25 protein-coding genes are annotated in these 26,475 nt (G+C 70.4%); 19 read left to right on the forward strand and 6 right to left on the reverse strand.

Annotated elements, in window-relative coordinates; genetic code table 11:
* Positions 1–27 precede the first annotated feature (27 nt).
* Entirely contained in the window at positions 28–792 is a 765-nt protein-coding gene (locus AWB92_RS16095; protein WP_085187098.1) for an endonuclease/exonuclease/phosphatase family protein, read from the forward strand.
* Between the two features lie 4 nt (positions 793–796).
* Here AWB92_RS16095 and AWB92_RS16100 read toward each other — a convergent pair whose 3' ends face one another.
* Both AWB92_RS16100 and AWB92_RS16105 read right to left on the reverse strand, forming a co-directional pair.
* Positions 797–1,072 (reverse strand): DUF3349 domain-containing protein, encoded by a 276-nt coding sequence (locus tag AWB92_RS16100; protein ID WP_085187101.1) that lies wholly within the window; start codon positions 1,070–1,072, stop codon positions 797–799.
* 111 nt (positions 1,073–1,183) lie between these two features.
* Entirely contained in the window at positions 1,184–1,420 is a 237-nt protein-coding gene (locus AWB92_RS16105) for a general stress protein CsbD (RefSeq protein WP_068112195.1), read from the reverse strand.
* Between the two features lie 169 nt (positions 1,421–1,589).
* Here AWB92_RS16105 and AWB92_RS16110 point away from each other — a divergent pair, with 169 nt between their 5' ends.
* The 16 genes from AWB92_RS16110 to AWB92_RS16185 all read left to right on the forward strand — a co-directional run bounded on the left by AWB92_RS16110 (position 1,590) and on the right by AWB92_RS16185 (position 21,944).
* A complete protein-coding gene (locus AWB92_RS16110; protein WP_085187104.1) occupies positions 1,590–2,432 on the forward strand; it encodes an NAD(P)H-binding protein in 843 nt (280 codons plus the stop codon).
* Positions 2,433–2,703: 271 nt separating this feature from the next.
* A complete protein-coding gene (locus tag AWB92_RS16115; protein ID WP_068112203.1) occupies positions 2,704–3,102 on the forward strand; it encodes a heme-binding protein in 399 nt (132 codons plus the stop codon).
* Positions 3,103–3,213: 111 nt separating this feature from the next.
* Entirely contained in the window at positions 3,214–4,269 is a 1,056-nt protein-coding gene (locus tag AWB92_RS16120; RefSeq protein WP_085187107.1) for a DNA topoisomerase IB, read from the forward strand.
* Positions 4,270–4,585: 316 nt separating this feature from the next.
* Positions 4,586–5,575: a glycosyltransferase gene (locus tag AWB92_RS16125; RefSeq protein WP_085187111.1), complete on the forward strand. Its 990-nt coding sequence runs from the start codon at positions 4,586–4,588 to the stop codon at positions 5,573–5,575.
* Positions 5,572–6,792: a glycosyltransferase gene (locus AWB92_RS16130; RefSeq protein WP_085187114.1), complete on the forward strand. Its 1,221-nt coding sequence runs from the start codon at positions 5,572–5,574 to the stop codon at positions 6,790–6,792. Before AWB92_RS16125 ends, AWB92_RS16130 begins: the two co-directional genes overlap by 4 nt.
* Positions 6,793–6,796: 4 nt before the next feature.
* Entirely contained in the window at positions 6,797–7,846 is a 1,050-nt protein-coding gene (locus AWB92_RS16135) for an NAD-dependent epimerase/dehydratase family protein (protein ID WP_085187117.1), read from the forward strand.
* Positions 7,847–7,854: 8 nt separating this feature from the next.
* Positions 7,855–9,495 (forward strand): carbamoyltransferase C-terminal domain-containing protein, encoded by a 1,641-nt coding sequence (locus tag AWB92_RS16140; RefSeq protein WP_085187120.1) that lies wholly within the window; start codon positions 7,855–7,857, stop codon positions 9,493–9,495.
* Positions 9,492–11,006 carry an HAD-IIIA family hydrolase gene (locus AWB92_RS16145; RefSeq protein ID WP_085187208.1) on the forward strand — a complete coding sequence of 505 codons (1,515 nt, stop codon included), beginning with the start codon at positions 9,492–9,494 and terminating at the stop codon, positions 11,004–11,006. Before AWB92_RS16140 ends, AWB92_RS16145 begins: the two co-directional genes overlap by 4 nt.
* A complete protein-coding gene (locus AWB92_RS30065) occupies positions 10,997–12,022 on the forward strand; it encodes a glycosyltransferase family 9 protein (protein WP_241523475.1) in 1,026 nt (341 codons plus the stop codon). Before AWB92_RS16145 ends, AWB92_RS30065 begins: the two co-directional genes overlap by 10 nt.
* Entirely contained in the window at positions 12,019–12,588 is a 570-nt protein-coding gene (locus tag AWB92_RS30070; protein ID WP_085187123.1) for an SIS domain-containing protein, read from the forward strand. The genes AWB92_RS30065 and AWB92_RS30070 overlap by 4 nt, the downstream gene beginning before the upstream one ends.
* On the forward strand, positions 12,585–13,997 hold the full coding sequence (locus AWB92_RS30075) for a PfkB family carbohydrate kinase (protein ID WP_085187126.1): 1,413 nt from the start codon (positions 12,585–12,587) through the stop codon (positions 13,995–13,997). Before AWB92_RS30070 ends, AWB92_RS30075 begins: the two co-directional genes overlap by 4 nt.
* A gap of 1 nt (position 13,998) precedes the next feature.
* Positions 13,999–14,703, forward strand: a complete 705-nt coding sequence (locus AWB92_RS16165; RefSeq protein WP_068186103.1) for an SDR family oxidoreductase — start codon at positions 13,999–14,001, stop codon at positions 14,701–14,703.
* Positions 14,694–15,671 carry a glycosyltransferase family 9 protein gene (locus tag AWB92_RS16170; RefSeq protein WP_241523476.1) on the forward strand — a complete coding sequence of 326 codons (978 nt, stop codon included), beginning with the start codon at positions 14,694–14,696 and terminating at the stop codon, positions 15,669–15,671. The genes AWB92_RS16165 and AWB92_RS16170 overlap by 10 nt, the downstream gene beginning before the upstream one ends.
* Entirely contained in the window at positions 15,668–16,972 is a 1,305-nt protein-coding gene (locus AWB92_RS16175; protein ID WP_085187132.1) for a UDP-glucose/GDP-mannose dehydrogenase family protein, read from the forward strand. Before AWB92_RS16170 ends, AWB92_RS16175 begins: the two co-directional genes overlap by 4 nt.
* Positions 16,973–17,210: 238 nt before the next feature.
* Entirely contained in the window at positions 17,211–19,004 is a 1,794-nt protein-coding gene (locus AWB92_RS16180) for a thiamine pyrophosphate-requiring protein (protein ID WP_085187135.1), read from the forward strand.
* A gap of 15 nt (positions 19,005–19,019) precedes the next feature.
* Entirely contained in the window at positions 19,020–21,944 is a 2,925-nt protein-coding gene (locus AWB92_RS16185) for an FAD-binding and (Fe-S)-binding domain-containing protein (protein WP_085187138.1), read from the forward strand.
* On the opposite strand, the gene AWB92_RS16190 is transcribed toward AWB92_RS16185, so the two are convergent.
* Both AWB92_RS16190 and AWB92_RS16195 read right to left on the reverse strand, forming a co-directional pair.
* Complete coding sequence (locus AWB92_RS16190; RefSeq protein WP_142282128.1) at positions 21,900–22,553, reverse strand: UdgX family uracil-DNA binding protein; 654 nt, start codon at positions 22,551–22,553, stop codon at positions 21,900–21,902. The genes AWB92_RS16185 and AWB92_RS16190 overlap by 45 nt on opposite strands.
* Before the next feature lie 14 nt (positions 22,554–22,567).
* Complete coding sequence (locus tag AWB92_RS16195) at positions 22,568–23,128, reverse strand: hemerythrin domain-containing protein (RefSeq protein ID WP_085187145.1); 561 nt, start codon at positions 23,126–23,128, stop codon at positions 22,568–22,570.
* A 163-nt stretch (positions 23,129–23,291) separates the two neighbouring features.
* Here AWB92_RS16195 and AWB92_RS16200 point away from each other — a divergent pair, with 163 nt between their 5' ends.
* Both AWB92_RS16200 and AWB92_RS16205 read left to right on the forward strand, forming a co-directional pair.
* Positions 23,292–24,329, forward strand: coding sequence for a hypothetical protein (locus AWB92_RS16200; RefSeq protein ID WP_241523477.1), 1,038 nt, complete (start codon positions 23,292–23,294; stop codon positions 24,327–24,329).
* A gap of 16 nt (positions 24,330–24,345) precedes the next feature.
* A complete protein-coding gene (locus tag AWB92_RS16205; RefSeq protein WP_085187151.1) occupies positions 24,346–24,717 on the forward strand; it encodes a hypothetical protein in 372 nt (123 codons plus the stop codon).
* Here the strand turns inward: AWB92_RS16205 and AWB92_RS16210 are convergent.
* Positions 24,662–24,976 carry a hypothetical protein gene (locus tag AWB92_RS16210; RefSeq protein ID WP_085187154.1) on the reverse strand — a complete coding sequence of 105 codons (315 nt, stop codon included), beginning with the start codon at positions 24,974–24,976 and terminating at the stop codon, positions 24,662–24,664. The genes AWB92_RS16205 and AWB92_RS16210 overlap by 56 nt on opposite strands.
* A 2-nt stretch (positions 24,977–24,978) precedes the next feature.
* Positions 24,979–26,469 carry a molybdopterin-dependent oxidoreductase gene (locus AWB92_RS16215; RefSeq protein WP_085187157.1) on the reverse strand — a complete coding sequence of 497 codons (1,491 nt, stop codon included), beginning with the start codon at positions 26,467–26,469 and terminating at the stop codon, positions 24,979–24,981.
* Between the last annotated feature and the right edge of the window lie 6 nt (positions 26,470–26,475).

Raw genomic sequence — 26,475 nt, forward strand, 5'->3', positions numbered from 1 at the left:
GGCCCGGGAGTGGGTATCGAAAAGGGTATGCGCGTAGCGACCTTCAACATCCTGCACGGCCGCACCGTCGGAAACGGGGTGGATCCGGGGCGGCTGCGTGACTGCGTGCGCCGCCTGAATCCCGACATCCTCGGGTTGCAGGAGGTCGACTGCGAACAACCCCGGTCCGATCGCGCCGACCTCACCGCGGTCGCGGCGGATGCCATGGGCGCCGTGGAGCATCGGTTCGTCGCCGCGATCTCCGGCACGCCGGGCGCGACCTGGATGGCCGCTACGGGCGAGGAGCAACCCGGCACGGCGGCCTATGGGATCGCGCTGCTGTCCCGGTATCCCGTGGCCAGCTGGCAGGTGGTGCGATTGCCCCGTATTCCCATGCGGTTTCCCATGTATCTGCCCGGACCGAACCGGGTGATGGTCGTCGACGAGGAACCGCGCGCCGCCGTCATCGCGCAGCTGCACACCCCGTGGGGCGGCCTCACGGTGGCCAACACGCATCTGTCCTTCGTGCCAGGGTGGAACCGGCGCCAGCTGCGCCGGCTGATTCACGACCTGCACGGCTTCCCGGGTCCGCGGCTGCTCACCGGTGACCTCAACATGACGCCCGACGCCGTGCGCCGGTGGTCGGGCATGCGGCCCCTGGCCACGGCCGCGACCTTTCCCGCGGACACCCCCAACCGGCAGCTCGACCACATCCTGACCGACGACCCGGGCCTGCGCGGGGGCGCCGTGCAGTCCGAAGTGATGCCGATTTCCGATCACCGGCCGCTGGTGGTCGACCTGGAGCACGCCTGAGCGCTCAGGCCCATCCCATGGCGTCGAGTCGCCGCTGGACCCGGTCCACGTCGTCCGGCGCGGGCAGCTCGTCGGTGACCCGGAGGATCTCCGCCCCGACGTCGGCGTCGTCGATCGGACGGCGCCTTGTGAGGGCGGTCGCGATGGTGGTGACCTCGTCGTCGCACACTCGCCGCGGCAACAACGCCAGCACCGGCGCGTAGCCGAGGGCCGGCGCACCGCTTGGGTAACCGGCGCGCAGAAACGCGATGATGCTCGACACCTTGTCGCGTAAAACCATCCCTAACCTCCAGCCGCCACGCCGGGCGGTCTTACCAGGAATAACCCGGCGTTTCCGTTTGAAACCAAGGGGCCCGGTCCGACTGCCGGACCGGGCCCCAGTGGAGATGGCTTACTGGTTTTCCTTCTGGCGCTCTTCGGCGGCCTTGGCGCCCGCGCGCGCCGACTCGGCTTCGGCTTCCTTCTTGCCCGCGTCGCGCTGGGCGTCGGCCTTGTCCTGCTGAGCCTGTCCCTCTTCGACGAGGTCGTCGCGACCGGTGACGGTTCCGCCAACCTCCTTGACCTTGCCCTTGACGCCTTCGACGGTGCCCTTGACGGCCTCTTGCGGTCCGCTCTTCTGATCGCCCATTGGTCGACCTCCCTCTCGGTGGTTACGTCTTGATTCGCATCTACCGGCTTCCCGCCCGGCGCAGGGCCAAACACCCTCGCCCGGTTGCGGGCCGAGGGTTTCGCTGTGCGGACTCGTTCGTTTGAAAGCGGAAATTCCGGGTAGTTACTGCCCCCGACTGCTCAAGGGGGTGGATTCACTGAGCACCATCGCTGTCATAGGGGCGACCGGCACGGCCGGGTCCCGCGTCGTCGCCCGGCTGAAGGCCCGCGACGTCGAGGTGGTCGAGATCTCCCGCGCTCACGGGGTCGACGTCATCTCGGGGCGGGGGTTATTCCAGGCGCTGGCGGGGGTCGACGTCGTCATCGACGCCTCCAACCCGATGCCGGCCGACGGGGGGTCGGACATGACCCAGACGGTGGCCACCGCAACCCGCAACGTCGTTGGAGCCTGCGCCGCCCGCGATGTGCAGCGGCTGGTGGTGTTGACGGTCGCCGGAATCGAAGATCCCTCGTTCGACGGCTTTCCGTATTACGAGGCCAAACGCGCCGCCAAGGAGATCGCGCTCGACGGCCCGGTGCCGGTGACCCTGGTCAAGTCCACCCAGTGGTACGAGTTCGCCACCAACCCCGCCGCGGTGAGTTCCCGCGACGGCGAGGTGGTCGTCCAGGACTGGCTGATCCAACCCATCGCCGCCGACACCGTCGCCGACGTGCTGGTCGAGGCGGCCCTGGCGCAGACGCATCGGCCACGCACGATCGCCGGCCCGCAGGCCGTCCGCCTGCCCGAACTGACGTCGAAACTGCTCGACCAGCGCGGCGACAAGCGCCGCGTGCGCACCGTCCCGCCCGCGCTCGGTGCGCTCGCCACCGGCGCGCTGTTGGCGTCCGACGGCGCCATCGTCATCGGCCCCGACCTCGACACGTGGCTTCGCTCCCTTTCATCCCCTGGCGCGGACGGCGAGTCGGCCGCGGACGGCGGTGATCCACCGACGGTGCTGCGAACGCGGGATCTCTCCCCCACCAGCCGTTAGGCCCCGCGAGCAAGGTCACGGTTGCGTCACGATCGGTGTCACGATTGGTTAAGAACCGGGCCCGTTCTCTAAGAATTCTCAACATTGGCGGTCGTATTTATTTGCTCACTTAGCGAAAATGTGGCTCATGGGGCGATCGGGCCGCGCGTGGTTAGCGGTGTTCTAATTCGGCGAACACGGTCCCTTTTGGCTTCCGCTACCTTGGTTTTCGAGGATCGGGAGCCTCTCTGAGAAGAAATCAATTGATCAATTTCGAAGGACAAGACTGATCATGAAAAACAGCAGTATCGTCGCGCGCCGGCGAGTTGCCGGCATCAGCGCGGGCTTCCTGCTCGGGGGGTTGACCGTGGGCATCATCGGTGCCCCGTCCGCGGCCGCAGCGCCCGACTGCAGCCCCGGCGGTGTGAACGCCACCGTGTCGTCGGTCCAGGGCGCGGCACAGCAGTACCTGGCCGCCCACCCGGACGCCAACCAGGTGGTAACCGCCGCCTACGGCCAGCCACGGCCGGAGGCCGAGTCGAGCCTGCGCGGCTACTTCACCTCGCATCCGCAGCAGTACTACGACCTGCGCGGCATCCTGGCGCCGATCGGCGACACGGAGCGGCAGTGCAACGTCAAGGCGCTGCCGCCATTCCTGGAATCGGCCTACCAGGAGTTCATGGCCGGCTGACCCCCGCCGAGAGACGACCCGCCACAACGCCGTGGCGGGTCGTTTCGCGTGTACCGCCGGCGGGTATTGAGCGGGTACTTGTGCAGTCAGCCAACGGGACTGGAGGCAACCATGCGACTGCGTCGCAGCGATCTGGCCAAGCCGGGGATCGCACGCAAACGCCGGGGCAAGGGCTTCGCCTACTACGACCCCGAGGGCAACCTGCTGTCCGACCCGGATACCCTGGCGCGCATCAAGCACCTTGTCATCCCGCCCGCATGGAAGAAGGTGTGGATTTCGCCGGATCCCAAGGGCCACATTCAGGCCGTCGGCACGGACGCTGCCGGGCGGCGGCAGTACCTCTATCACACGGCCTGGCAGCAGGAGCGGGCCGAGGAGAAATTCGACCGCGTGCTGGAACTGTCGGTGCAGTTGCCGCTGTGGCGAGCGCGCATCGCCAAAGACCTGACGCGCCGCGGCTTGACGCGCGAGCGGGTGCTGGCGGTCGCGCTGCGCCTGCTCGACCGCGGCTACTTCCGCGCCGGCGGTGAGCAATACGCCGAGGAGCACGAGTCCTACGGATTGGCCACCCTGCTGTGCAGCCACGTGACAGTGCGCCGCCACGCGGTCGCATTCGACTTCCCCGCCAAGAGCGGGGTGCGGCGCACGGTGGAAATCGAGGACGCCGAAATCGTTCGCGCGGTGCGCGCCCTGGTCCGCCGCCCGCAGCGCACCGACCGACTGCTGGTGTGCCGTACCGGATCCGGATGGGTCGACATCCGCTCCGACGACCTCAACGCCCGGTTCAAGGAGATGGTGGGCGACCAGTACACCGTCAAGGACCTGCGCACCTGGCACGGCACGGTGCTGGCGGCGGCCGCCTTCGCCGACGCGGACCCGCCCGTGTCGCAGCGGGTGATCAAGCGCGTCGAGTCCGCGGTCATGAAGGAGGTCGCCGAGGAGCTCGGCAACACCCCCGCGGTGGCCCGCGGATCCTATGTCGACCCGCGCGTCGTCAGCGGCTACGAGCAGGGCCTGACGATCCAAACGGCGGTGCGCCGAGCCGAACGCGCCCGTCGACCCGAGGCCAAACAGGAAATCCTGGAGAAGGCGACCCGCATGCTCATTCGTCGAGTTGCCAAGGGCCACAGCGCATCCGGAGCATCGCAGCTGCCCAAAACCGCGTGATCCGACGCGTCGCGGTGGCCGACGCGGTCATATCCAGATTGCGAAGTGTTTCTCGCCCGACGAGCTGGGCGGCCGCCAAACGTGCCAGGACAACCGGGGGGCGCTGGCCGCGCGCATGCGACCGATGCCTCTGACATTTCGCACAATGGACGGCGGCGGGGTGCGCCGCGGCGCTCAGGCCGTCGTCCGTTCGCTTGAAAGTGGTTGCACGGCAACGTAACTGGTGCACGAATGCGTTGAGGGACGCGCTCCACGCGGGAGGAGACGGCGCCAGGAATGCCGTTTATGTAATGACCTATAGGGTATTTCGCTCGCCATGCTCGATTCAGGCTCCGCGAAGAACGTGCTGCTGTGGCACGTCCATGGGTCCTGGACACAGGCGTTCGTCGCGGGCCGACACCGGTATTTGATTCCGGTGGCCGACGACCGCGGCGCCGACGGCATCGGGCTGGCCGGGCGAAAGTGGCCCAACGCGCACGAGATCGCGATCGGCGAACTGGCAGGCCAGCACATCGATCTGGTGGTGTTGCAGCGTCCGCACGAGGCCGCGCTGGTGGCCCGGTGGGCGGGACGGCGCGCCGGCGCCGACGTGCCCGCGGTGTACGTCGAGCACAATGCCCCGCGCCCGTTCGCCGAGCGCAGCCGGCATCATGTCGCGGACCGCGGCGACATCCCGCTCGTTCACGTGACCGAATTCAACCGGCTGATGTGGGACAACGGCCGGGCGCCGACGCGGGTGATCGATCACGGCATGGCCGATCCGGGCCCGCGCTACACCGGCGACGTGCTGAGGGCGGCCACGATGATCAACGAGCCACAGCGGCGCGGGCGCACCGTGGGGGCCGACCTGCTGGAACCGTTGTCGGCATACGCGCAGATCGACGTGTGGGGCATCGGCACGGAGTCGCTGTACGAGAACCGTGGCGGCGTCACCGGGCGCGGCGACGTTTCGGCCCCGCAGCTGTGGGACCAGATCGCCCGGCGCCGCGTGTACCTGCACACCGCCCGCTGGACGTCGTTGGGACTCTCGCTCATCGAGGCGATGTTCCTCGGGATGCCGGTGGTGGCCGTGGGCACGACGATGGCGCCCCTGGTGGTGCCCGGCGAGGCGGGCGTCGTCGCCGCCGACGTCACCACCCTCGGCGGCGGACTGCGGGATTTCATGAACGACCACGCGGCCGCGGTGGCTGCCGGGAAGGCGGCGCGCGAATTCGCCACCGCCCGCTTCGGGCTGGACCGGTTTCTCGCCGAATGGGACGAAGTGATCTCCGAACAGTGCAGTGAATTCAGAAGGGAGCCCGCATGAGGATTGCGATGATCTCCGAACACGCCAGCCCGCTTGCCCACCTGGGGGGCGTCGACGCCGGCGGGCAGAACGTGCATGTCGCCGAGCTGTCGGCCGCGCTGGCGCGGCGGGGCCACGACGTGGTGGTGTTCACCCGCCGCGACGACCCCGACCTGCCCGACTGCGTCGAGACGGAGGACGGCTACTCGGTGGTGCATGTGCCCGCGGGCCCGGCCCGCGTGCTGCCGAAAGATCAACTGCTGCAATACATGTACGGCTTCGCCCATTACCTGGCGGGGCATTGGCGGGCCCGACCGCCCGACGTGGCTCACGCCCACTTCTGGATGTCGGGGCTGGCCACCCAGCGCGCGGCGCGACCGCACCGGATCCCCACCGTGCAGACGTTCCACGCGCTGGGCCTGGTCAAGCGGCAACACCAGGGCACCGACGACACCAGCCCGGATTGCCGCATCGGGCTGGAGACCGTCGTCGCGCGCGGCGCCGACTGGGTGGCGGCCACCAGCACCGACGAAGTCTTCGAGCTCGTCCGCATGGGCCGTGCCCGCTCGCACACGTCGGTGGTGCCCTGCGGTGTGGACATCGCCGCGTTCCATCCGGACGGGCCCGCCGCGCCGCGCGGAGTCCGGAAGCGGATCGTTTCGGTCGGACGCCTGGTGCCGCGCAAGGGTTTTGAGACGCTGATCCGGGCCATGCCGCGCATCCCCGGCGCCGAACTCGTGATCGTGGGCGGCCCGGCCCGCCTGGCCCTGCCCGGCGACCACGAGGCACGGCGGTTGCAACGGCTGGCCGATCAGCTCGGTGTGGCCGACCGGGTGCGGCTGCTCGGCGGGATCACCCGCGGCGAGATGCCCGCCGTGCTGCGTTCGGCCGACGTGGTGGCCTGCACCCCGTGGTACGAGCCCTTCGGGATCGTGCCGCTCGAGGCGATGGCTTGCGGGGTGCCCGTGGTGGCCTCGGCGGTCGGCGGGATTCGCGATACCGTCGTCGACGACGTGACGGGTCGCCTTGTGCCGCCGAAGGATTCCGCCGCACTGGCCCGGGCGGTCAACCCGCTCCTGGACGACGGGCGGCGGCGCGCCGCCATGGGCCGCGCGGGACGGGACCGCGCCCGGGCGCGCTACACCTGGGACCGCATCGCGACCGACACGGAGCGCGTCTACGAAAAGCTGGCGCCGGTGCGGCGCGAGGTCAGCACGCTCAACAGCCGTTCCGGATAGCGCGATGGCTCAGGGCATTTTCACCGGATCGAAGATCGCCTCCGCACGCGCGCGGGCGCTGCGGCCACTATCGCGGGCGCTTGTCACCGGGGGCGCCGGCTTTCTGGGCGTCCACCTGTGCGAGCGGTTGCTCGGAATGGGTGTGAAAGTCGTCAGCGTCGACAACCTGTCCACCAGCCCGCCGGGGGCGGCGTCGCGGTTGGCCGGGCGGACCGGTTATGAGTTTGTGCGGCAGGACATTTGCGATCCCGGCGCCGTCGACGTCCTCGGTGCGTCGTTCGACACCGTGTTCCACCTGGCGTCGCCCGCGTCGCCGATCGACTATCAGCGGATGCCGATCGCCACGCTGCTCGCCGGGTCGGCGGGCACGGCGACGGCGCTGGACATCGCCGAGCGCGCGGGGGCCCGGTTCGTGCTGGCCTCCACCAGCGAGGTATACGGCGATCCCGAATCGCATCCGCAGCGCGAAACCTATTGGGGCAACGTTAATCCGGTGGGCCCACGCAGCATGTACGACGAGGCCAAGCGCTACGCGGAGGCGTTGACGTTCGCCTACCACCGGCTGGGCCGCGCCGACGTCGGCGTCGCCCGCATCTTCAACACCTACGGGCCGGGCATGCGAACCGATGACGGGCGGATGGTTCCAACGTTCTGTCGTCAGGCGCTGCGCGGGGAACCGCTGACGGTGTCCGGCACGGGGCTGCAGACCCGCTCGCTGTGCTACGTCGACGACACCGTGGCCGGGCTCATCGCCCTGGCGCGCAGCAATTTCAGCGGGCCGGTCAACCTCGGCAATCCCATCGAACTGACGGTGCGCGCGGTGGCGGAGCTGATCCGCGAGCTGGCCGGCAGCACCTCCACGATCCAGCTCACCCCAGCGGCCGTCGACGACCCGCAACGCCGATGCCCGGACATCACCCTGGCGCGCCGGGAGTTGGGCTGGGAGCCGCGGATCGACTACCGCGCCGGGCTGAGCATCACCGTCCAATGGTTCCGCATCACGGCCGACGACCCGCACCGGCGGGTCTCGGAGCCCGAGCGGTTGGCGCAGTAGGGGGTAACGTGCGAATTCTCGGTGTCAATGCGGTATTCCACGATTCAGCCGCCGCCCTGGTGGTCGACGGCGAAGTGGTGGCGGCCGCCGAAGAAGAGCGGTTCTCGCGGCGCAAGCACGGCAAGCAGGCCGTGCCGTTCGCCACCTGGGAGCTGCCCACCTCGGCCATCCGCTGGTGCCTCGAGGCCGGCGGCCTGGCGCCGCAGGAGATCGACGCGGTCGGATACTCCTACGACCCGGCCCTGATGCACGAGCAGCCGATCGATCCCGCCGGGCTCGACCGGGACTGGGAGCACCTGCGCACCATGTATGCCGAACGCGCGCCGCGCTTCCTGGCGACCGCGGTGCCCGGGCTCAACCCCGCCGCGGTCTGCCACATCCGCCATCACGTCGCCCACGCGGCCTCGACCGCTCTGGCCTCGCCGCACCCGGACACGGCGGTGTTGGTGGTCGACGGTCGCGGCGAACGCACCTCGATGCTCGCCGGGGTGTACCGCGACCAGAAGCTCGACGTCCTGGCCTCCCAGGCGTTGCCGCACTCGCTGGGGTTGCTTTACGAAAGCCTCACGGAGCACCTGGGTTTCGCGCGTTCCAGCGACGAATACAAGGTGATGGCGATGGCCTCCTACGGCAGCCCGCGGTTCGCCGACGCGCTGCGCGAGCGGGTGTATGCCTGCGCCGACGGCGGGTTTCGCACCGAGCCGATCGACTGGGAGCGGCTTGCCCCCGCGCGCCGGCCCCATGAGCCCGTACTCGATCCCGTGCACGCCGACCTGGCCTGCAGCGTGCAGCGCGTCGTCGAGGACGTGCTGCTCGACCTGGTCGCCTGGCTGCGCGACCGCACCGACGGCGACGCGCTGTGCCTGGCCGGCGGGGTGGCGCTGAATTGCGTTGCCAACACCCGCATCCACGCGGAGTCGGGCTTCGAGCGCGTCTGGGTCCAGCCGGCCGCCGGCGATTCCGGCACGGCGCTGGGAGCGGCGCTCAGCCTGGCCGCCGCGTTCGGCGAGCCGATCGCCCCGATGCCCACGGCGCAGCTGGGCCGCGGGTGGTCCGACGAGCAGATCCGGACGACGCTCGACGACGCGGCAGTCGCCTACCAGCGCCCCACCGATCTGGCCGCGGCGATTGGCGACGCGCTGGCCGACAACCGGTTGGTGGGATGGTTCCAGGGGCGCGCCGAATTCGGGCCGCGGGCGCTCGGCGGCCGCTCGCTGCTGGCCGATCCGCGGCACGCCGCCAACCTCGAGCGCCTCAACGCAGTCAAGGGCCGCGAGCAATTCCGGCCGGTCGCCCCGATGGTGCTCGCCGAGCGGGCCGGCGAAATCTTTTCTCGCGGGCCGCTTCCCAGCCCCTACATGCTGTTCGTGCACGACGTCGCCGCCGACTGGCGAGAGCGCATCCCCGCGGTCACCCACGTCGACGGCACCGCGCGCATCCAAACCGTCGATGCGGACGCGGACCCGCGCCTGCACGCGACGATCAGCCGCTTCGCCGAGCGCACCGGGGTCCCGGTGGTGGTCAACACCAGCTTCAACACCGCCGGGCGCCCGATGGTCGACACCCCGCGCGACGCGCTCGAGGTCTTCGGCAGTTCCCCGATCGACGTGCTGGCAGTCGGCCCCTACCTGGTTTGGCGGCAGCGATGACGGCCGCCCAGCCCGACTACACCATCGACTACGCCATCGTGGTGCCGACGGTGGGCCGGGAATCCCTGCGCCGCTTGCTGGTTGCGCTGCAGCGCGGCGCCGGTCCGGCACCCGCCGAGGTGGTGCTGGTCGACGACCGGCCCGGCACGGCCACCGACCTTCCCGTCCCCGTCGGGCTGCCGGTGCGGGTGCTGCGCAGCGGCGGGCGGGGCCCCGCGGCCGCCCGCAACACCGGGTGGCGCGCCACCGGCGCGCGCTGGGTGTGCTTCCTGGACGACGACGTGTTGCCGGATGCGCGGTGGACCTCGGCGCTGGCCGCCGACCTGCGAGCCGCCGAGGCGGCCGGCGCGGCCGGCTCGCAGGCGGTGATCGAGGTGCCGGCACCGGCCTCGCGCCCGCCCACCGACGACGAACGCCGAACCCTCCGGCTGGCCCAAGCGCGGTGGATCACCGCCGACATGGCGTTCCGCCGCGACATGCTGGTCGCGGTCGGCGGATTCGACGAGCGGTTCCCGCGCGCCTATCGCGAGGATTCCGACCTGGCGCTGCGGATCACCGAGGCCGGCGGACGGATCGTGCGCGGCGAGCGTCGCTGCACCCATCCCGTCGCCGGGAGCACCTGGCGGTCGAGCGTGCGCGCGCAGGTCGGCAACCGCGACAACGCCCTGATGCGCCGCAAGCACGGCCGGTCCTGGCGGGCCAAGATCGGTGAGGGACCGGGCCGGATGCCGGCGCACCTGGCCACCACCGCGGCTGGCGGCGTCGCGGTCGCCGCCGCCCTCGCGCGCCGCGGCCCGCTCGCCGGCGCGGCGGCGGCGTTGTGGCTGGCGCTCACGGCCGAATTCGCGGCGCGGCGGTGGCGCGCCGGGCCGCGGTCTGCCGTTGAGGCCCTTCGGCTTTCGGCCACCAGCGTCGCGATACCGCCGGCCGCGGTCGCGCACCGGCTGGCCGGCGAATGGACGTTTCGCCGGGCCCGGCGCGACCCGCCACTGGCGGTGCTGCTCGACCGCGACGACACCCTGATCGTCGACGAGCCCTACCTCAACGACCCCGCGGGCGTGCTACCCACCCACGGCGCCGACCGGGCCCTGGCCCGCCTGCGCCGGCGGGGCCTGCTGCTGGCGGTCGTGACGAACCAGTCCGGCGTGGCGCGCGGCCTGATCAGCCCCGAGCAGCTCAGCGCCGTCAACGCCCGGGTCGACGAGGTCCTCGGCCCGTTCGACGCCTGGCAGGTGTGCGTACACGGGGAGGCCGACGGGTGCCGGTGCCGCAAACCCGAACCGGGGATGGTCCTGGCGGCGGCCGAGGCGCTGGGGGTGCCGCCCGAGCGGTGCGTGCTGATCGGCGACACCGGGGGCGACGTCCGGGCCGCGCTGGCCGCCGACGCGGCGGCCGTGCTGGTGCCCACCGCGCGCACGCTGCCCGCCGAAATCCAGCACGCCCGAGCCCACGCCCGTGTCGCCGAAACCCTTTGCCACGCGGCTTCTTTGGTCTTGCGGGAGTGCCGGTGAACACCGCGTCGAACACCGCAGTGGTGGCCCGCCTGGACAGTGCCGGCGACGTGCTGATCACCGGTCCGGCGATCCGCGCCGTGGCCAACTCCCACGACCGGGTGGTGATGCTGGTCGGACCGCGCGGCCGCGACGCCGCCGAACTGCTCGTCGGGGTCGACGAGATCGTCGAATGGCAGGCGCCCTGGGTGGATTTCGATTCCCCCGAATTGACCGCCGACCACGTCGGCGCGCTGATCAAGCAGCTGCGCGACATCGCCCCCGGCCGGGTCTACATCTTCACCTCGTTTCACCAGTCGCCGCTGCCGCTGGCGCTGTTGTGCCGGATGGCTTCCATTCCCTGGGTGGGCGCGATCTGCACCGACTACCCCGGCGCCCTGCTGGATCTGCGACACCACGTGCCCGACGGAATCCCCGAGCCGCGACGGGCGCTGTCCCTCGCCGAGGCGGCCGGCTGCCGGTTGCCCGCCGGCGACGACGGCGCGCTGCGGATCCGCGCCTGCGGCCCGCCGCCGCGGCGGATCCCGCCCGGACCCTTCGTGGTGTTCCATCCGGGCGCCGCGGTGCCGGCGCGGCGCCCGAGCCAGGCGCGCAGCGCGGCCATGGTGGCCGCGCTCGCCGGCGCCGGTTACCGCGTCGTCGTCACCGGTGGTTCGGACGAGGCCGAGCTGACCGCCGCCGTCGCCGGCGATGTCGCGCTCGACCTCGGCGGCCGGACCACCCTCGCCGAACTCGCGGCCGTATTCGCCGCTGCGGATGTCGTCGTCGTCCCGAACACCGGGCCCGCGCACCTGGCCGCGGCGGTCGGGGCGCCGGTGGTGTCGCTGTTCGCGCCCGTGGTGCCGGTCGCGCAATGGCGCCCCTTCGGGCGCCGGGTGCGGGTGCTGGGCGACCAGTTCGCGCCGTGCCGGGCCAGCCGCGCCCGGGTCTGTCCGGCGCCGGGCCACCCGTGCCTGGACCAGATCAGCGACGCCGAACTGCTCGACGCGGTATTGCAAGAGGGAGGTAGGCGATGATCGAGGTGCATTTCGATGCGCTGCGCGAGGCGGTGGGCCGCACCAGCTCCGAGGCGGACCGGCTGCGCAGGTGGGGCCGGCAGCTGGCATGGGTGCTGACGAACGGGGGCCGACTGCTCGCCTGCGGCAACGGCGGCAGCGCGGCGGAGGCGCAACACCTCACCGCCGAAATCGTCGGCCGCTTTCGTGAGGAGCGAATGCCGCTGTCCGCCATCGCATTACACGCCGACACGTCGGCGTTGACTGCGATTGTCAACGACTACGGCACCGAAGAGATGTTCGCGCGCGGCGTGCGGGCGCACGGCCGGCCCGGCGACGTGCTGGTGTCCCTGTCCACCAGTGGGACCAGCCGAAACGTGCTGTCCGCGACGAAGGCGGCGCAGGGCATCGGGATGGTGACGTGGGCGCTGACGGGTCCGGAGCCCAACGTGCTGGCCGCGATGTGCGACGAGGCGATCTGCGTCGACGCCCCGACCACGGCCACGGTGCAGGAGATCCACTTGATGCTGATTCACGGATTGTGCATGGCCCTCGACGACGTGCTGCTGCGGGAGGCGGCGTCATGACGGCCAAACCGCTTGTCGTCATTGGTGACTCGATACTCGACATCGACGTGCTGGGCTCGGCGACCCGAATCAGCCCCGAGGCCCCGGTGCCGGTGGTCGACGCCGAACGGCTCGTACAACGGCCGGGGGGTGCCGGGCTGGCGGCCCTGCTCGCGGCCAGGACCGAGACCGGCGTGGCGTTGATCACCGGCATCGCCCCCGACGACGCCGGCCGGCAGCTGCGCGGGCTGCTCGCGGCCGCCGGCGTCAAAGTGCTTGCGCTGCCGATGACCGGGACGACCGTGACCAAGACGAGGATTCGGGCGCGGGGTCAGTCGATGCTTCGGCTGGATCGGGGCGACGCCGCCCCCCTGAACCGGCCGCTGCCCGTCGAGGTGACGGAGGCCCTCGCGGGAGCCCGAGCGATCTGCGTCGCCGACTACGGCGCGGGCGTGACCGCGCTGCCCGCCGTGCGCGAGGCGCTGTCCGGTGTGGCGTCCCGCGTGCCCGTGGTCTGGGATCCGCATCCGCGGGGCGCGCCGCCGGTGCCGGGATGCGCGCTGGTGACCCCGAACGACGAAGAGGCGCGCCAGTTTTGCGGCGACAGCGGGGGCGATGCGGGAGAAGTACTGCTGGACAAGTGGGACGCCGCCGCGGTGTGCATCACCCGCGGCGCCCAGGGCGCGCGTGTGCACGGTCGCCGGCGGCGGGCCCAGCACGTCGGCGTGCCGGAGCGCGCCTCCCAGGCGGCCAGGGGCGCGGCCGACGTCTGCGGGGCCGGGGACCGGTTCGCCGTCGCGGCCGCCGTTGCCCTGGGTGCGGGGGCCGACCCGGTCGCCGCGGTGCAAGCCGCGGTCGCCGACGCCGCCCGCTTCGTCGCCGCCGGCGGCGCCGCCGCGGTCTCGACCCCGGTTTCCCGCACCGGCGCCGACATGTTCAGCGCCGCAGCGCAACTCGAGGACACCGCCGCGGTTGACGCGATCGCCCTGGCCGAACGGCTGCGCCGCGACGGACGGACCGTGGTGGCCACCGGCGGGTGCTTCGACCTGTTGCACACCGGGCACGTCCGGCTGCTTCGGCAGGCCCGTGAGCTCGGCGACGCGCTGATCGTGCTGGTCAATTCAGACGCGTCGGTGCGCGCGCTCAAGGGTGCCGGGCGGCCGGTGATGCGCGACGTCGACCGGGCGCGCGTCCTGGCCGCGCTGGCGTGCGTCGACGCCGTCGCGATCTTCGACGGGCCGACCCCCGAGCGACTGCTGGACACCCTGCGTCCCGGCATCTGGGTGAAGGGCGGCGACTATGTGGCCGCCGAGCTTCCCGAAGCCGAAACGGTGCAACGCCACGGCGGCACCGTGACCATCCTGCCCACCGTGGCCGGCTACTCCTCCTCCCGCTTGATCGCCGCGGCGACGCTCACCGAAAGGCATTGACATGACGGCACAATCGCTCGAAGGCGTACTGATCTCCGGCGGGTCCTCCGGCCTCGGCGCCGCCACCGTGGCGGCGGTGGCCCGGCGCGGCGGCGTGCCGCTGATCCTGGACAAGAACCCGCCGGCCGCAGGAATCTCGGATGTGCCCTACGCGGCCTGCGATCTGGCCGACACCAGTGCCGTCGCGGCCGCCGTGGAGTCGCTTGCCGAACGGGTGGGCGGCCGGATCACCGGTGTCTTCACTGCGGCGGGCATCGACTGCTGCGGCACGCTCGAACAGGTGCCGGCCAAGGAATGGGAGCAAGTCGTCGCCGTCAACCTGATCGGCACCGCCGCCGTCATCCGCGCGGCGCTGCCGTATCTCAAGGCCACCGGCGGGCGCATTGTCACCTGCGCCTCCACGCTGGGCATCAAGGCGGTCGGCGACGCCACCGCCTACTGCGCATCCAAGTTCGGGGTCGTCGGCTTCACGCGCGCTCTCGCGGCCGAACTCGCCGGCGAGGTCGGTGTGACGCTGCTCGTCCCCGGCGGCATGCACACCCCGTTCTTCGACGGGCGGCCCGACCAGTACAAGCCGCCGGCCGACGCCAAGCTCAACCGGCCCGAAGACGTCGCGGAGACGGTGCTTTTCGCACTCTCTCAGCCCGCCGGATGCGAGGTGCGCGAGATGGTGGTCTGCGCCTCCACGGAGTCGTCGTGGCCCTAGGCCGCGACTCGGGCGCGCAAACCCAGACCGCCGTCGATTGCGACACCATCGTGGTGCTGCGCGCCCTCGGCCTCGGCGATCTACTGACGGCCGTGCCCGCGCTGCGGGGGCTGCGCCGGCACTACCCCGACGCCCGGGTGATGCTCGCCGCACCCACCCGCTACCGCGAGCTCGCGCTGCTCACCGGCGCGGTCGACGACCTGTTGCCCACCGCCTGTCTGGGCGACCTGCACCCGCTGGCGCGGCCGCCCGAGCTGGCGATCAATCTGCACGGCTGCGGCCCGCAAAGCATCGATCACCTGCTCACCTGGCGGCCGCGGAACGTGCTCACGCACGGCCATCTGCGTCACCCCGCCCTGGGCGGCCCACCGTGGCGCGCCGAAGTCCACGAGGTGCATCGCTGGTGCGCGCTGCTGGAGTGGGCCGGAATCCATTGCGAGACAGGCGATGTGACCCTGTCCCGGCCCCCGGTGGATCCCGACCGGATCGGCGCGGTGGTGATCCATCCGGGGGCCTCCGCGCCGGCGCGGCAGTGGCCACCGGAGAGGTTCGCCGCGGTCGCGGCCGCGCTGCGCGACGAGGGATGCGAAATCGTGGTCACCGGATCGGCGAGCGAATTCGGCCTCGCCCACGAGGTCGCCCGGGCGGCTCGGCTGCCGCGCACCTCGGTGGTGGCCGGGCTGCTGGACCTGACCGCGTTGACCGCGTTGATATGCGACAGCCGCATGGTGATCTGCGGCGACACCGGCGTCGCGCATCTGGCCGCCGCGACCGAAACGGCGTCGGTGGTGCTGTTCGGTCCCACCGCCCCCGGCCGGTGGGGGCCGCGCGGCCCGGCCCCCCATCTCGCGCTGTGGGCGGGCGGCGTCGGCGATCCGCACGCCGACGCACCGCATGAAGGGCTGCTCATGATCACGGTGGACAGGGTGCTGGCGGCGGCCCACCAAATCTTAAGGGAGAGGGCATGACCGGCGGGCCACGGGTCGGCGTGGTGGGCGTCGGCTATGTCGGTTTGACCACCGCCGTCTGCGTCGCCCGACACGGCCTGAACACGGTCGCGGTGGACATCGACCCCGACCGGGTGCGACGACTGGCGGCCGGCATCCCGGTGATCGACGAGCCGGAGGTGCCAGACCTGCTGCGGGACGGGATCGCGCGCGGGCTGCTGACCTTCAGCGCCGAATTCGGCACGCTGGCCGACCGCGACGTCGTGTTCGTCTGCGTCCCCACGCCGAGCGCCGACGACGGGCGGGCGGACCTGACGGCGGTGCGGTCGGTGGTCGACCGCCTCGGCGCCGTCCTGCGGCCGGGCGCCATCGTCGCGCTGAAGTCGACAGTTCCGGTTGGGACCACTTCGGCCATGTCAAATCGACTGCACAACAACGGGATTCGCGTCGTATCCGCGCCCGAGTTCCTGCGAGAAGGCCGGGCCGTGCACGACTTCTGTCACCCGGACCGGCTGGTCATCGGCACCGAGGACGAATCGGCGGCCCGGGTGGTGCAACGCTCGTATGGGCTCGTATCGGAGCCGGTACTGCGCATGAGCCCGGAGAGCGCCGAACTTGCCAAGTACGCCAGCAACGCGTTCCTGGCCGTCAAGCTCTCGTACGCGAACTCGCTGGCCGCCCTGTGCGCGCGGGTGGGCGCCGACATCGACGACGTCACCGGTTGCATGGGTGCCGACCGGCGGATCGGGCCGGAGTTCCTGCGGCCCGGACCGGGCTGGGGCGGTTCCTGCCTGCCCAAGGACACCGCAGCGCTACTGCACACAGCGCGCCGGCACGGGGTTTCCTTCGCCGAGGTCGAGGCGGCGCGGCGCACCAACACCGCGCAGGCAGGGCGGATCGCCACCGCTCTGCGGCGCGGGATGGGCCGGCCGCTGGGGGGTTGCCGGATCACCGCGTTGGGGTTGACGTTCAAGGCCGCCACCAGCGACACCCGCGACTCCCCCGCGCTGGCCGCATGCCTCAAACTCGCCGAGGACGGCGCACAGGTGATGGGGTACGACCCGCAACTGTCCGCCATCGATCCCGCGGCCCTGCAAGGAGCCGGGGTGACCGCCGTCGACGACCCGTATCGCGCCGCCAAGGCGGCAGAGGCGATCGTCGTGCTGACCGAGTGGCCGCAGTTTCGCGACCTCGATTGGTGCGCCATCGCGCGGGACGCGCCCCAGGCGCTCGTCCTGGACACCCGCAACGCGCTCGACCCGGCCGCGGTGCGGGCCGCGGGGCTGCCGTACCTGGGAAACGGTGCCCCGTCAGGGTTTTGACGCGGCCGCGCCGGGCCGCCAAATCCGGCGAAAACTCCCAGCGAGCACCCAGGAATAAGGGCCGCGAATTCGGGTATGCGCTGATTTGTGCGCCGGAGCACGCCTGAAGGCGCTGCCCGGAAGCCGCCCGGAAAGTCGAACCATGGCGATCCGGTCTCGTTCGGCGCGGCGAACAAGCCGACACGGGCACAGGTTCGCGCGCCCAACGACACCCAACGTCTGTCGAGGAGGGCATTGAATGTCTAAGCAAGAGGTCTCGGACTATTTACTGGAGCGGCTGCGGACGTGGGGTGTCGAGCACGTGTTCGGCTATCCCGGCGACGGCATCAACGGGATCCTGGCCGCGTTCGGGCGCGCCGACAACCGGCCCATGTTCATCCAGTCGCGGCACGAGGAGATGAGCGCCTTCGAGGCGGTGGGGTACGCCAAGTTCACCGACCGCGTCGGGATATGCATGGCCACCTCGGGCCCCGGCGCGATTCATCTGCTCAACGGGCTCTACGACGCCAAGCTCGACCACGTTCCGGTGGTCGCCATCGTCGGTCAGACCAACCGCAGCGCCATGGGCGGGTCCTATCAGCAGGAGGTCGACCTGCTGAGCCTGTTCAAGGACGTGGCCAGCGACTATGTCCAAATGGTCACCGTCCCAGAGCAATTGCCCAACGTGCTGGACCGCGCGATCCGGGTGGCCATGGCGCAGCGGGCGCCGACGGCGCTGATCATCCCCTCCGACGTGCAGGAGCTGCCGTATTCGCCGCCCACGCACGCGTTCAAGATGGTGCCGTCGAGCCTGGGCATCGAGTGGCCGGCCGTTTCCCCCGACGACGCGGCGATCCGCCGCGCGGCCGACGTGCTCAATGCCGGGCAACGGGTCGCCATGCTCGTCGGCAACGGCGCCCGTGGGGCGCGCGAGGAGCTGGCCGAGGTTGCCGACCTGCTGGGCGCCGGGGCGGCCAAGGCGCTGCTGGGCAAGGACGTCCTGAGCGACGAATTGCCATGGGTCACCGGCTCGATCGGCCTGTTGGGCACCCGGCCGAGCTACGAGCTGATGCGCGACTGCGACACGCTGCTGACCGTGGGGTCCAGCTTCCCGTACACGCAGTTCCTGCCCGAGTTCGGGCAGTGCCGCGCCGTGCAGATCGACATCGACGGCCGCTTCATCGGCATGCGCTACCCCTACGAGGTCAACCTGGTCTCGGACGCGAAGGCCGCGCTGCGGGCCCTGATTCCGCACCTGCGCCGCAAGGAGGACCGCAGCTGGCGCGAAACCGTCGAGGCCAACGTGTCGCGCTGGTGGGAGACCATGGACATGGAGGCGAAGGTCAGCGCCGACCCGATCAACCCGATGCGGTTGTTCTCCGAGCTGTCCCCGCAACTTCCCGACGACGCCATTGTCACGGCCGACTCCGGTTCGGCCGCCAACTGGTACGCGCGCCAGCTGAAGTTCCGCGGCAACATTCGCGGCTCGCTGTCGGGCACGCTGGCGACCATGGGTCCCGGCGTGCCGTATGGGATCGGCGCGAAATTCGCGCACCCGCAACGGCCGGTCATCGTGTTCAGCGGTGACGGCGCCATGCAGATGAACGGCATGGCCGAACTCATCACGATCAAGCGGTACTGGCAGGAGTGGGACGACCCGCGCCTCGTCGTCGCGATCCTGCACAACAACGACCTGAACCAGGTCACCTGGGAGATGCGGGCGATGGCCGGTGCGCCGAAATTCGCGGAATCGCAGAACCTTCCCGACATCGACTTTGCCGGGTTCGCCGCCAGCCTGGGTCTGAACGCGATGGCCATCAAGGACGGCGATGAGCTGGCGGACGCCTGGCGCAACGCGTTGTCCGCGGACCGTCCCACCGTGTTGGACGTCTACACCGACCCCGACATGCCGCCGATTCCGCCGCACGCCACCTGGGACCAGTTCAAGGCGGCCACCGCCGCGGTGCTGTCCGGCGACGAGGACCGCGTCGGCTTCGTCAAGGTGGGCCTTAAAACGAAGGCGCAGGAGTTCCTGCCGCACAAGAAGAATTGAGGAGCGGGCCGAGCGATGACTGGGTCTCGAACGCCCAAGTTGTTCGATTCGCTGGCCGCCGATCTGCGCGCCGAGGTCGACGGCGAAATCCGGTTCGACCCGGGGTCGCGCGCGACCTACTCCACGGACGCCTCCAACTACCGGCAGGTGCCCATCGGGGTGGTGCTGCCGCGCACCCCGTCGGCCGGCGCCGACGCCATCGGCGTGTGCCGCCGCCACGAGGTGCCGGTGTTGTCGCGCGGCGGGGGCACCAGCCTGGCCGGGCAGTCCTGCAACGCCGCGGTGGTCATCGACTGGAGCAAGTACTGCACGCGGATCGGGTCGGTCGACACCGAGGCGGGAATCGCCGTGGTGGAGCCGGGCATCAAGCTGGACGTTCTCAACGACCGCCTGAAGTCGGCGAACTGGATGGTGGGCCCGAAACCGTCCACCCACGTCAGCTGCGCGATCGGCGGGATGATCGGCAACAACTCCTGCGGATCCAGCGCCCAGGCGTACGGCAAGATGGTCGACTCGGTGCGCCGGCTCGAGGTGGTGACCTACGACGGCCTGCGGATGTGGGTCGGGCCGACCGGTGACGACGAGTTCCGCCGCATCCTCGACGAAGGGGGCCGCAGGGCCGAGATCTATCGCGGCCTCAAGGCGATCGCCGAGCGGCACGCCGACGAGATCCGGTCGCGCTACCCGGACATCCCGCGGCGGGTCTCGGGGTACAACCTGGATTCGTTGTTGCCGGAGAACGGCTTTCACGTCGCGAAGGCGCTGGTGGGCTCGGAGAGCACGCTGGTCACCGTGCTGCGCGCGGAGCTGCAGCTGGTCCGGCCGCCGGCCGCGACCGCGCTGGTGGTGCTGGGCTTCGACGACATCGGGGCCGCGGCCGATGCCGTGCCGGCCGTGCTCGAGCATGACCCCGCGGCCCTGGAGGGACTGGATGACCGCCTGGTCGAACTCGAGCATTCGCGGCGGCTGGCCGAGAAGGCGCTGCGCCAGCTGCCCGACGGCAACGCCTGGCTGATGGTCCAGATCGACGGCGACGACCAGGACGACGCCGACCGCAAGGCCAAGTCGATGATCCATGCCCTGCAAAAGCGCGTGCACACCGAAGCCACCGTGCTGGACGACCCCCAACGCAAGCAGGAGGTCTGGGCCGCTCGCGAGGCCGGCCTCGGCGCCACCGCGTACCCGCCGAACGAGCCCGAAACCCACGAGGGGTGGGAGGACGCGGCCGTGCCGCCGGACCGGCTGGGCGATTACCTCAGGGATTTCCGCAAGCTGCTGGAGCGCTACGACTACGCGAGCGCGTCGCTGTACGGCCATTTCGGCCAGGGTTGCGTGCACACCCGCATCCCGTTCGTGCTGCGGACCGCCGAGGGCATCGCCAAATACCGTTCCTTCGTGGAGGATTCGGCACGGCTGGTGGTGGATTACGGCGGCTCGCTGTCCGGCGAGCACGGCGACGGTCAATCCCGTGGCGAGTTGCTGCCGATCATGTTCGGCGAGAGCGTGGTCAAGGCCTTCGAGCAGACCAAGGCGCTGTTCGATCCGGACAACCGGATGAATCCCGGCAAGGTCGTGCACCCGTACCGGCTCGACGAGAACCTGCGCTTCGGCGTGGATTACCGCCCGGCCGAACCCAAGGTCATGTTCGCCTATCCCGACGACGATCACCGCTTCTCGCGGGCGGCCGCGCGCTGCGTCGGGGTCGGCAAGTGCCGCGGCCACGAATCGGGCGTGATGTGCCCCAGCTACCGGGCCACCGGTGAGGAGGAGCACTCCACCCGTGGGCGGGCGCGCCTGCTGTTCGAGATGCTGCAGGGTGACGTCATCACCGACGGTTGGCGCTCCACCGAGGTGCACGACGCGCTGGATCTGTGCCTGGCGTGCAAGGGCTGCCGCAGCGACTGCCCCGTCGACGTCGACATGGCGACCTACAAGGCCGAGTTCCTGTTCCACCACTATCGGGGCCGCTTCCGGCCGATGGCGCACTACTCGATGGGCTGGATCCCGTTGTGGGCGCGCCTCGCCGCGGTGGCGCCGCGGGCGCTCAACACCGTGGCGCACGCGCCCGGATCGTCGGCACTGCTCAAGAAGGTCGGCGGCATCGACCCCCAGCGCGAGTTGCCCCGCTTCGCCGACGAGCGGTTCACCGCGTGGTTCGGCGACCGCGCCCCGGCCGCCGCGGCGCCGACAAGGGGGCGGGTGGTGCTGTGGCCGGACAGCTTCGTCAACAACTTCGAACCCGACGTCGGCAAGGCCGCCGTGGCCGTGCTGGAGGCGGCCGGGTTCGAGGTCGAGGTGCCGCAACGCACCGTGTGCTGCGGGCTGACCTGGATCTCCACCGGGCAGCTCAAGGTCGCCAAACGCGTTCTGCGGCGCACGCTTACGGCGCTGCGTCCGGCGCTGCGGACCAGCACGCCGGTGGTGGTCCTGGAACCCAGCTGCGCCGCGGTCTTCCGGTCCGATCTGCCCGAGTTGCTGTTCGGCGACGAGGACGCGCACCGGCTGGCCAAGCAAACCCGCACCCTCGGCGAGCTGCTGGCGGAGCGCGCGCCGGACTGGGACCCGCCCCAGATCGACGCCCACGCGGTGGTTCAGCAGCATTGCCATCAGCACGCGATCCTGGGCTACACCAAGGACAAAAAGATGCTCGCCGACGCCGGTGTGGACGTCGACGTCCTCGACGCCGGATGTTGCGGCCTAGCAGGCAATTTCGGCTTCGAGAAGGGCCACTACGACGTGTCGGTGGCGTGCGCCGAGGACAAGCTGATGCCGGCGCTGCGCGACGCCGACGCCAACACGCTGGTCCTGGCCGACGGGTTCAGTTGCCGCACCCAGATCCGCGCCCTCGCCACGGACCGGCACCCGATGCACGTCGCGCAGGTCCTGGCGAACGCCCTAGCCCAGCCCCGAGCGCGCGCTGCGCAGGTCGTCGACGAATAGCTGGTAGGCCTCGTCGTGGGAGTCGCTGCGATCGCGCAGCACCGACGACGGGTGCACGGTCGCGACCACGATCGGCTCGGGCGTCACGTCGAGATCGACCGCGGCGGGCAGGTGGATAACCTCGCCGCGCTGGGCCGACACCCGAAAGCTCGCTCCGAGAAGGGATTGCGCGGCCGTCGCACCGAGGCAGACGATCACCCGCGGGGCCACCGCCTCGATCTCGGCGATGAGCCACGGGCGGCACGCGACCACCTCGGTGCGGCTCGGTTTCTGGTGGATGCGGCGCTTGCCGCCCTTGCGGGTGAACTTGAAGTGCTTGACGGCGTTGGTCTGGTACGTCAGCGTCGGATCGATCTCGGCGTCGTCAAGCGCGCGGGCGAGCAACCGCCCCGCGGGCCCGACGAACGGCAGGCCGGCGCGGTCTTCCTGGTCCCCCGGCTGCTCTCCGACCAGCATCAGGGGCGCGCCACGGTGCCCGTGGCCGAACACCGTCTGGGTGGCGTCGGCGAACAACGGGCAGCCGTGGCAGCGCTCGGCCGCGGTTTTCAGCGAATCCAGGCCGCGGTCCTGCGGCAGATAGCGTGCGGCGCTGGTCTTGGCGGCGGCCATGATTCAGGCCATGATCAGCCCTTGCCCATGATGGCGTCACGGGCCCGGTCCATCATCGCCGCGAAGGGGCCCGCGGTCAGGTTGGCCGCCTGGGACTCGACGCCGGCGTGCGGCCGGGTGGGCGCGATCGCCTCGGCGAGCTTGGCGGCACGGCCCATCCGGGCCAACTCGTCCTCACTCAATTCCTCGCTCAGCTTGGCGAACTCGTCTTTTTCCTCGTGCTCGGCGTGATCGATCACGGCGTCACGGAGTTCCGTCAGGTGGCGGGTGAATTCCGCGCTGTCGACGTCGAGCTTCTCGAGCTTCTGCAGGACCGTCTTGGCCTCGTGCTCCTCCTCCAGCCGCTTGCCCACTACCGCGGCGCCGTCGGCGATCTTCCGCTTGGCGCGCGGGTGAACGATCTCCTCCTCCGCAGTCTCGTGCACCGCGAGCAGTCGCCGGAGCCCGACGAAGGCCTTCTCCCGGTCTTTCCCCGAGGCCGACAACGTTTCGGCGAACATCGACTTGATTTGCTCGTGCTGACCGACCAGAAAGTCGACCACGTCGGAGCGCGACTTGATGGCGTGCTCTGCCATAACGTCCCTCCCAATCTGCTTACTTTTCAGCGCGCGGGCTGTTGCGCACTCCCTAGCGGCTACCCGAGCCGCGTGGGTACCAAACGGCGTGCGTCGCCGCCACAAAAGGGCGTGTGAGGTGCACGGTTTGGGGTAATTCTCCGAAATGAGCTGGTCTCGACGGATGCGACGCCTGGGCGCGGCCTGCGCCCTGGGCGCGGTCGCGGTGGCGCCGGGTTGCGCGGCGCCCGGGACATCGTTGGAGAGCGCCCCCGAGGTGGCGCTGTGGCGCGTGGGCGCCGCGCTGCGGCAACCGGTCTGGTCCTATCGCACGCACGCCCTGGTCGCGATCACCGACGACAACCGGCTCGCCGCGGTGACGGGCGGCGCCCATCCCGGCGACGCGAACACGCGGCTATCCGCGCCGATGCCGGTGGGCCGCAACCTGCAGATCAGCCAGAAGGACGACCGAACCGTGTTCGTCCCGCAACCGCAGCGCGGCAAGGTGGCCGCCGTCGACCTGGAAAGCCTGCGCCAGACCGCGGATTTCGACGCCGGCCCCGCCCCGGCATACCTGGCCGAAGACGCCGGGGTGCGGATCTTGCTCGCCCTCTCGGCGGACGGGACGGCGGTGACGCCGGTGGACCAGTACGGCTTGCGGAAGCTGCCCACCGCACCGATCGGCGAGGCGCCCGCGGACAGCATCGACGGCGCCAATCGTGGGCGAAAGATCGACTATCACGTCTACGCGCCGTCGGGAATCCGCTATTACGAAGGCTTCTCGTCGCCACCGCAACAACGCGGCTCGCTGCTGGGCATGGACGTCGCGGTCTCGGCCGGCGACGGCGCGGCGGACACCCGCAACTATGTGGCCGGCCACGACAGCAGCACGCTCTACGCCGTCGACTCGCGCCGCGGCGGCAGGGGAATGCTGGTACTGGCCAGCGCCCGGCTGCCGTCGCCGATCCGCGAACTCGGCACCGACGACACCCGCATTTACGCGGCCACCGACCACGAAATCGTCACGCTGGAGGCCAACAGCTTCACCGGCTTTCCGGACCAGAACATTCCGGTGATCCGCGTGACCAACTACCGGTCGGCCCTGCCCGGCGGCGCCGCGCAATCCGCGCGCCCCTCGGGCATGGCCATCGGGCCCCACCGCATCTACCTGACTTTGGCCGACACGCCCTATGTGGTCAGCGTCGCCAAGCCGCAACTGTAACGCAAGGGAGAAGACGATGAGCGCGACACAAAATCCCGCACGGGCGGCGGCAGCGGTGGACATCGACGGTGACGTCGAGCTGATCACCGGGCAGATCAGGGCGCTCAAGGAGCTTGCCAAGCAGGACGACGAGGCGCCGATCAGCGAAGGGCAACGCTACGACTTCAGCATCCGGTGGGGCACGGTGCTGGCCGGGCGGCTGCGACGCCTGGTGCACTACAGCTCGCTGGGCCGGCTCACGGACGCCGACGAGCGCACCTTTGCCGCGTTGCGCCACGAGCTGCGCTCGCTGTCGCATCTGATCGAGCGGTTCCGGCTGGCCGAGCCGAACTTCACCGAGGGCTCGGCCCCGAGTGCGAAGCGTTTTCGTCCGCGGAGCCGTCGCTGAGAAAGTCCTTGGCGCTCAGGACGATTCCGGTCCGCGGCTTGGCGCAGTCCGGGTTGCGACAGGTCAGCGCGATCATGTATGCGTCGCGCTCCTCGTCGAGGAAGAGGAAGCCGAGGAACAGGGCGTCGCCGACGTCGAAACCCGTTGCGCCGCAGCATTCGCAGTAGCCGCCCTTGGCCGTGATCTGTTCGGTGACCCGTTCGCGGGCGGTCGCGTCCAGGGCGATCAGCTCCGGGCGCAGCATCGCGTCGGCGGTCATGTCTAGATCTCCACATCCTTGTCGTAATGCACGTTGTCCTCTCGCCAGCCACCTAGGCCGTAGCCGATGCCGCGGTGGTCGTCGACAAACTCGATCGCGTTGATCCACTTGGCCATCTTGAAGCCGACCTGGGTCTCCACCCGTAGCCGCAGCGGCGCACCATGCTTGATGGGCAACGGCGTTCCGTTCATCTCGTACGCCAGGATCGTCTGCGGCTTGTAGGCCAGTTCGAGATCAATCACCTCGTAGAACTGCCCCTCCCCCTCCGCGCTCGGTTCGTCGCGGCCGGTGTCCTGCATCGTCAGCAGGCACAAGTAGCGCGCCTGCGGGAGCGGGCGCACCCGGTCGGCCAGGGCGGCCAGCGACAGGCCCGTCCACTCGCCGATGCTCGTCCAGCCCTGCACGCAGTTGTGCAAAACCCGTTGCCGCTGCGGCTCGGCCAGCGCCCGCAGCGCGGCCAGGTCGAACGTCATCGGCTGCTCGACGAGCCCACCGACCCGCAACCGCCAGTCGACGAAATTGTGCACCGCCATCACCTTGTACTCGGTCGAGCACGGCGGTTTGCCGTTGACCCGGTGTTCTTCGGACAGCATCCGTTCCGGATAGTCCTGCCGGGAGTCCAACGGGCGCAGCAGGATCAGCCGCGCCCGGGTGATGACGGCGCCGAGGATGCGGCGAACCTGGACCGGCTTGCGCAGGCTCCATACGGTGGCCGCGACGTGGACGGCGACGATCGCGCCGATGATCAAGAACGACAAGACGATTGCCAGCGTGACGTTGCGGACGGAGCCGAAGATCATCGACGCGTTGAGTTGCCCCCAGCCCCAGAAGAAGACCATCGACACGTGGACCGCGATGAAGACCAAAAACGCGACCAGCCCGAGGAAGTGCAGGCTGCGGGCGGATTGCCGTCCGCCCCAGAGCCGCACGAACCAGGGAAACCGCGCCTCGATCGCGGGGGATTGTGCCGCGCCGGTGAGGATTTGGAACGGGGCGAGCACGAAGACGACGCCCGCATAGGTCAGCTTCTGGATGGCGTCCAGCGGTTCGTTGGGCAGCAGCGGGGGCAGGTTGAACGTCGCATACGTCAGGATGTCGTTGCCGGCCTCGACGAAGGTCGCCCACGACTGCGGCCAGTACCGATGCCACTGGCCGGTGGCGAACAACAGCACGTAGTAGGACAGCCCCACCAGCACCCAGCCGATCACCGAGATGAAATGCCAGTGCCGCCCCATGCCGAGCCTCTTGTGGCCGGGCAGCGCGACCAGCGGGCTGTAATCCTCCTCCTCGTCGAGGGTGTCGTAGAGCCGGTCGGTCGGCATCGTCTTTGTGGTGAACCGCGCCCACTCGGTGCCGGGCTTGCTGTCCTCCCGCCAATACAGCTTGGGATGCGTGGAAAGGATCTCAATGCCGCTGCGCAGCAACAGGGTTAGGAACAGCACGTTGAGCCAGTGGTCGATGCGCAGCCACGCCGGGTAGTCGAGGGTTATCACGCGGCT

The organism is Mycobacterium sp. IEC1808, from assembly GCF_002101935.1.
Classification (GTDB): domain Bacteria; phylum Actinomycetota; class Actinomycetes; order Mycobacteriales; family Mycobacteriaceae; genus Mycobacterium.

Excerpts from the sequence above, each read along its gene's own strand:
- AWB92_RS16095 (WP_085187098.1), top strand. The coding sequence starts at position 28 with ATGCGCGTAGCGACCTTCAACATCCTGCACGGCCGCACCGTCGGAAAC.
- AWB92_RS16100 (WP_085187101.1), bottom strand. The coding sequence starts at position 1,072 with ATGGTTTTACGCGACAAGGTGTCGAGCATCATCGCGTTTCTGCGCGCC.
- AWB92_RS16105 (WP_068112195.1), bottom strand. The coding sequence starts at position 1,420 with ATGGGCGATCAGAAGAGCGGACCGCAAGAGGCCGTCAAGGGCACCGTC.
- AWB92_RS16115 (WP_068112203.1), top strand. The coding sequence starts at position 2,704 with ATGAAAAACAGCAGTATCGTCGCGCGCCGGCGAGTTGCCGGCATCAGC.
- AWB92_RS16120 (WP_085187107.1), top strand. The coding sequence starts at position 3,214 with ATGCGACTGCGTCGCAGCGATCTGGCCAAGCCGGGGATCGCACGCAAA.
- AWB92_RS16125 (WP_085187111.1), top strand. The coding sequence starts at position 4,586 with ATGCTCGATTCAGGCTCCGCGAAGAACGTGCTGCTGTGGCACGTCCAT.
- AWB92_RS16130 (WP_085187114.1), top strand. The coding sequence starts at position 5,572 with ATGAGGATTGCGATGATCTCCGAACACGCCAGCCCGCTTGCCCACCTG.
- AWB92_RS16135 (WP_085187117.1), top strand. The coding sequence starts at position 6,797 with ATGGCTCAGGGCATTTTCACCGGATCGAAGATCGCCTCCGCACGCGCG.
- AWB92_RS16145 (WP_085187208.1), top strand. The coding sequence starts at position 9,492 with ATGACGGCCGCCCAGCCCGACTACACCATCGACTACGCCATCGTGGTG.
- AWB92_RS30070 (WP_085187123.1), top strand. The coding sequence starts at position 12,019 with ATGATCGAGGTGCATTTCGATGCGCTGCGCGAGGCGGTGGGCCGCACC.
- AWB92_RS30075 (WP_085187126.1), top strand. The coding sequence starts at position 12,585 with ATGACGGCCAAACCGCTTGTCGTCATTGGTGACTCGATACTCGACATC.
- AWB92_RS16165 (WP_068186103.1), top strand. The coding sequence starts at position 13,999 with ATGACGGCACAATCGCTCGAAGGCGTACTGATCTCCGGCGGGTCCTCC.
- AWB92_RS16175 (WP_085187132.1), top strand. The coding sequence starts at position 15,668 with ATGACCGGCGGGCCACGGGTCGGCGTGGTGGGCGTCGGCTATGTCGGT.
- AWB92_RS16180 (WP_085187135.1), top strand. The coding sequence starts at position 17,211 with ATGTCTAAGCAAGAGGTCTCGGACTATTTACTGGAGCGGCTGCGGACG.
- AWB92_RS16185 (WP_085187138.1), top strand. The coding sequence starts at position 19,020 with ATGACTGGGTCTCGAACGCCCAAGTTGTTCGATTCGCTGGCCGCCGAT.
- AWB92_RS16190 (WP_142282128.1), bottom strand. The coding sequence starts at position 22,553 with ATGGCCGCCGCCAAGACCAGCGCCGCACGCTATCTGCCGCAGGACCGC.
- AWB92_RS16195 (WP_085187145.1), bottom strand. The coding sequence starts at position 23,128 with ATGGCAGAGCACGCCATCAAGTCGCGCTCCGACGTGGTCGACTTTCTG.
- AWB92_RS16200 (WP_241523477.1), top strand. The coding sequence starts at position 23,292 with ATGCGACGCCTGGGCGCGGCCTGCGCCCTGGGCGCGGTCGCGGTGGCG.
- AWB92_RS16205 (WP_085187151.1), top strand. The coding sequence starts at position 24,346 with ATGAGCGCGACACAAAATCCCGCACGGGCGGCGGCAGCGGTGGACATC.
- AWB92_RS16210 (WP_085187154.1), bottom strand. The coding sequence starts at position 24,976 with ATGACCGCCGACGCGATGCTGCGCCCGGAGCTGATCGCCCTGGACGCG.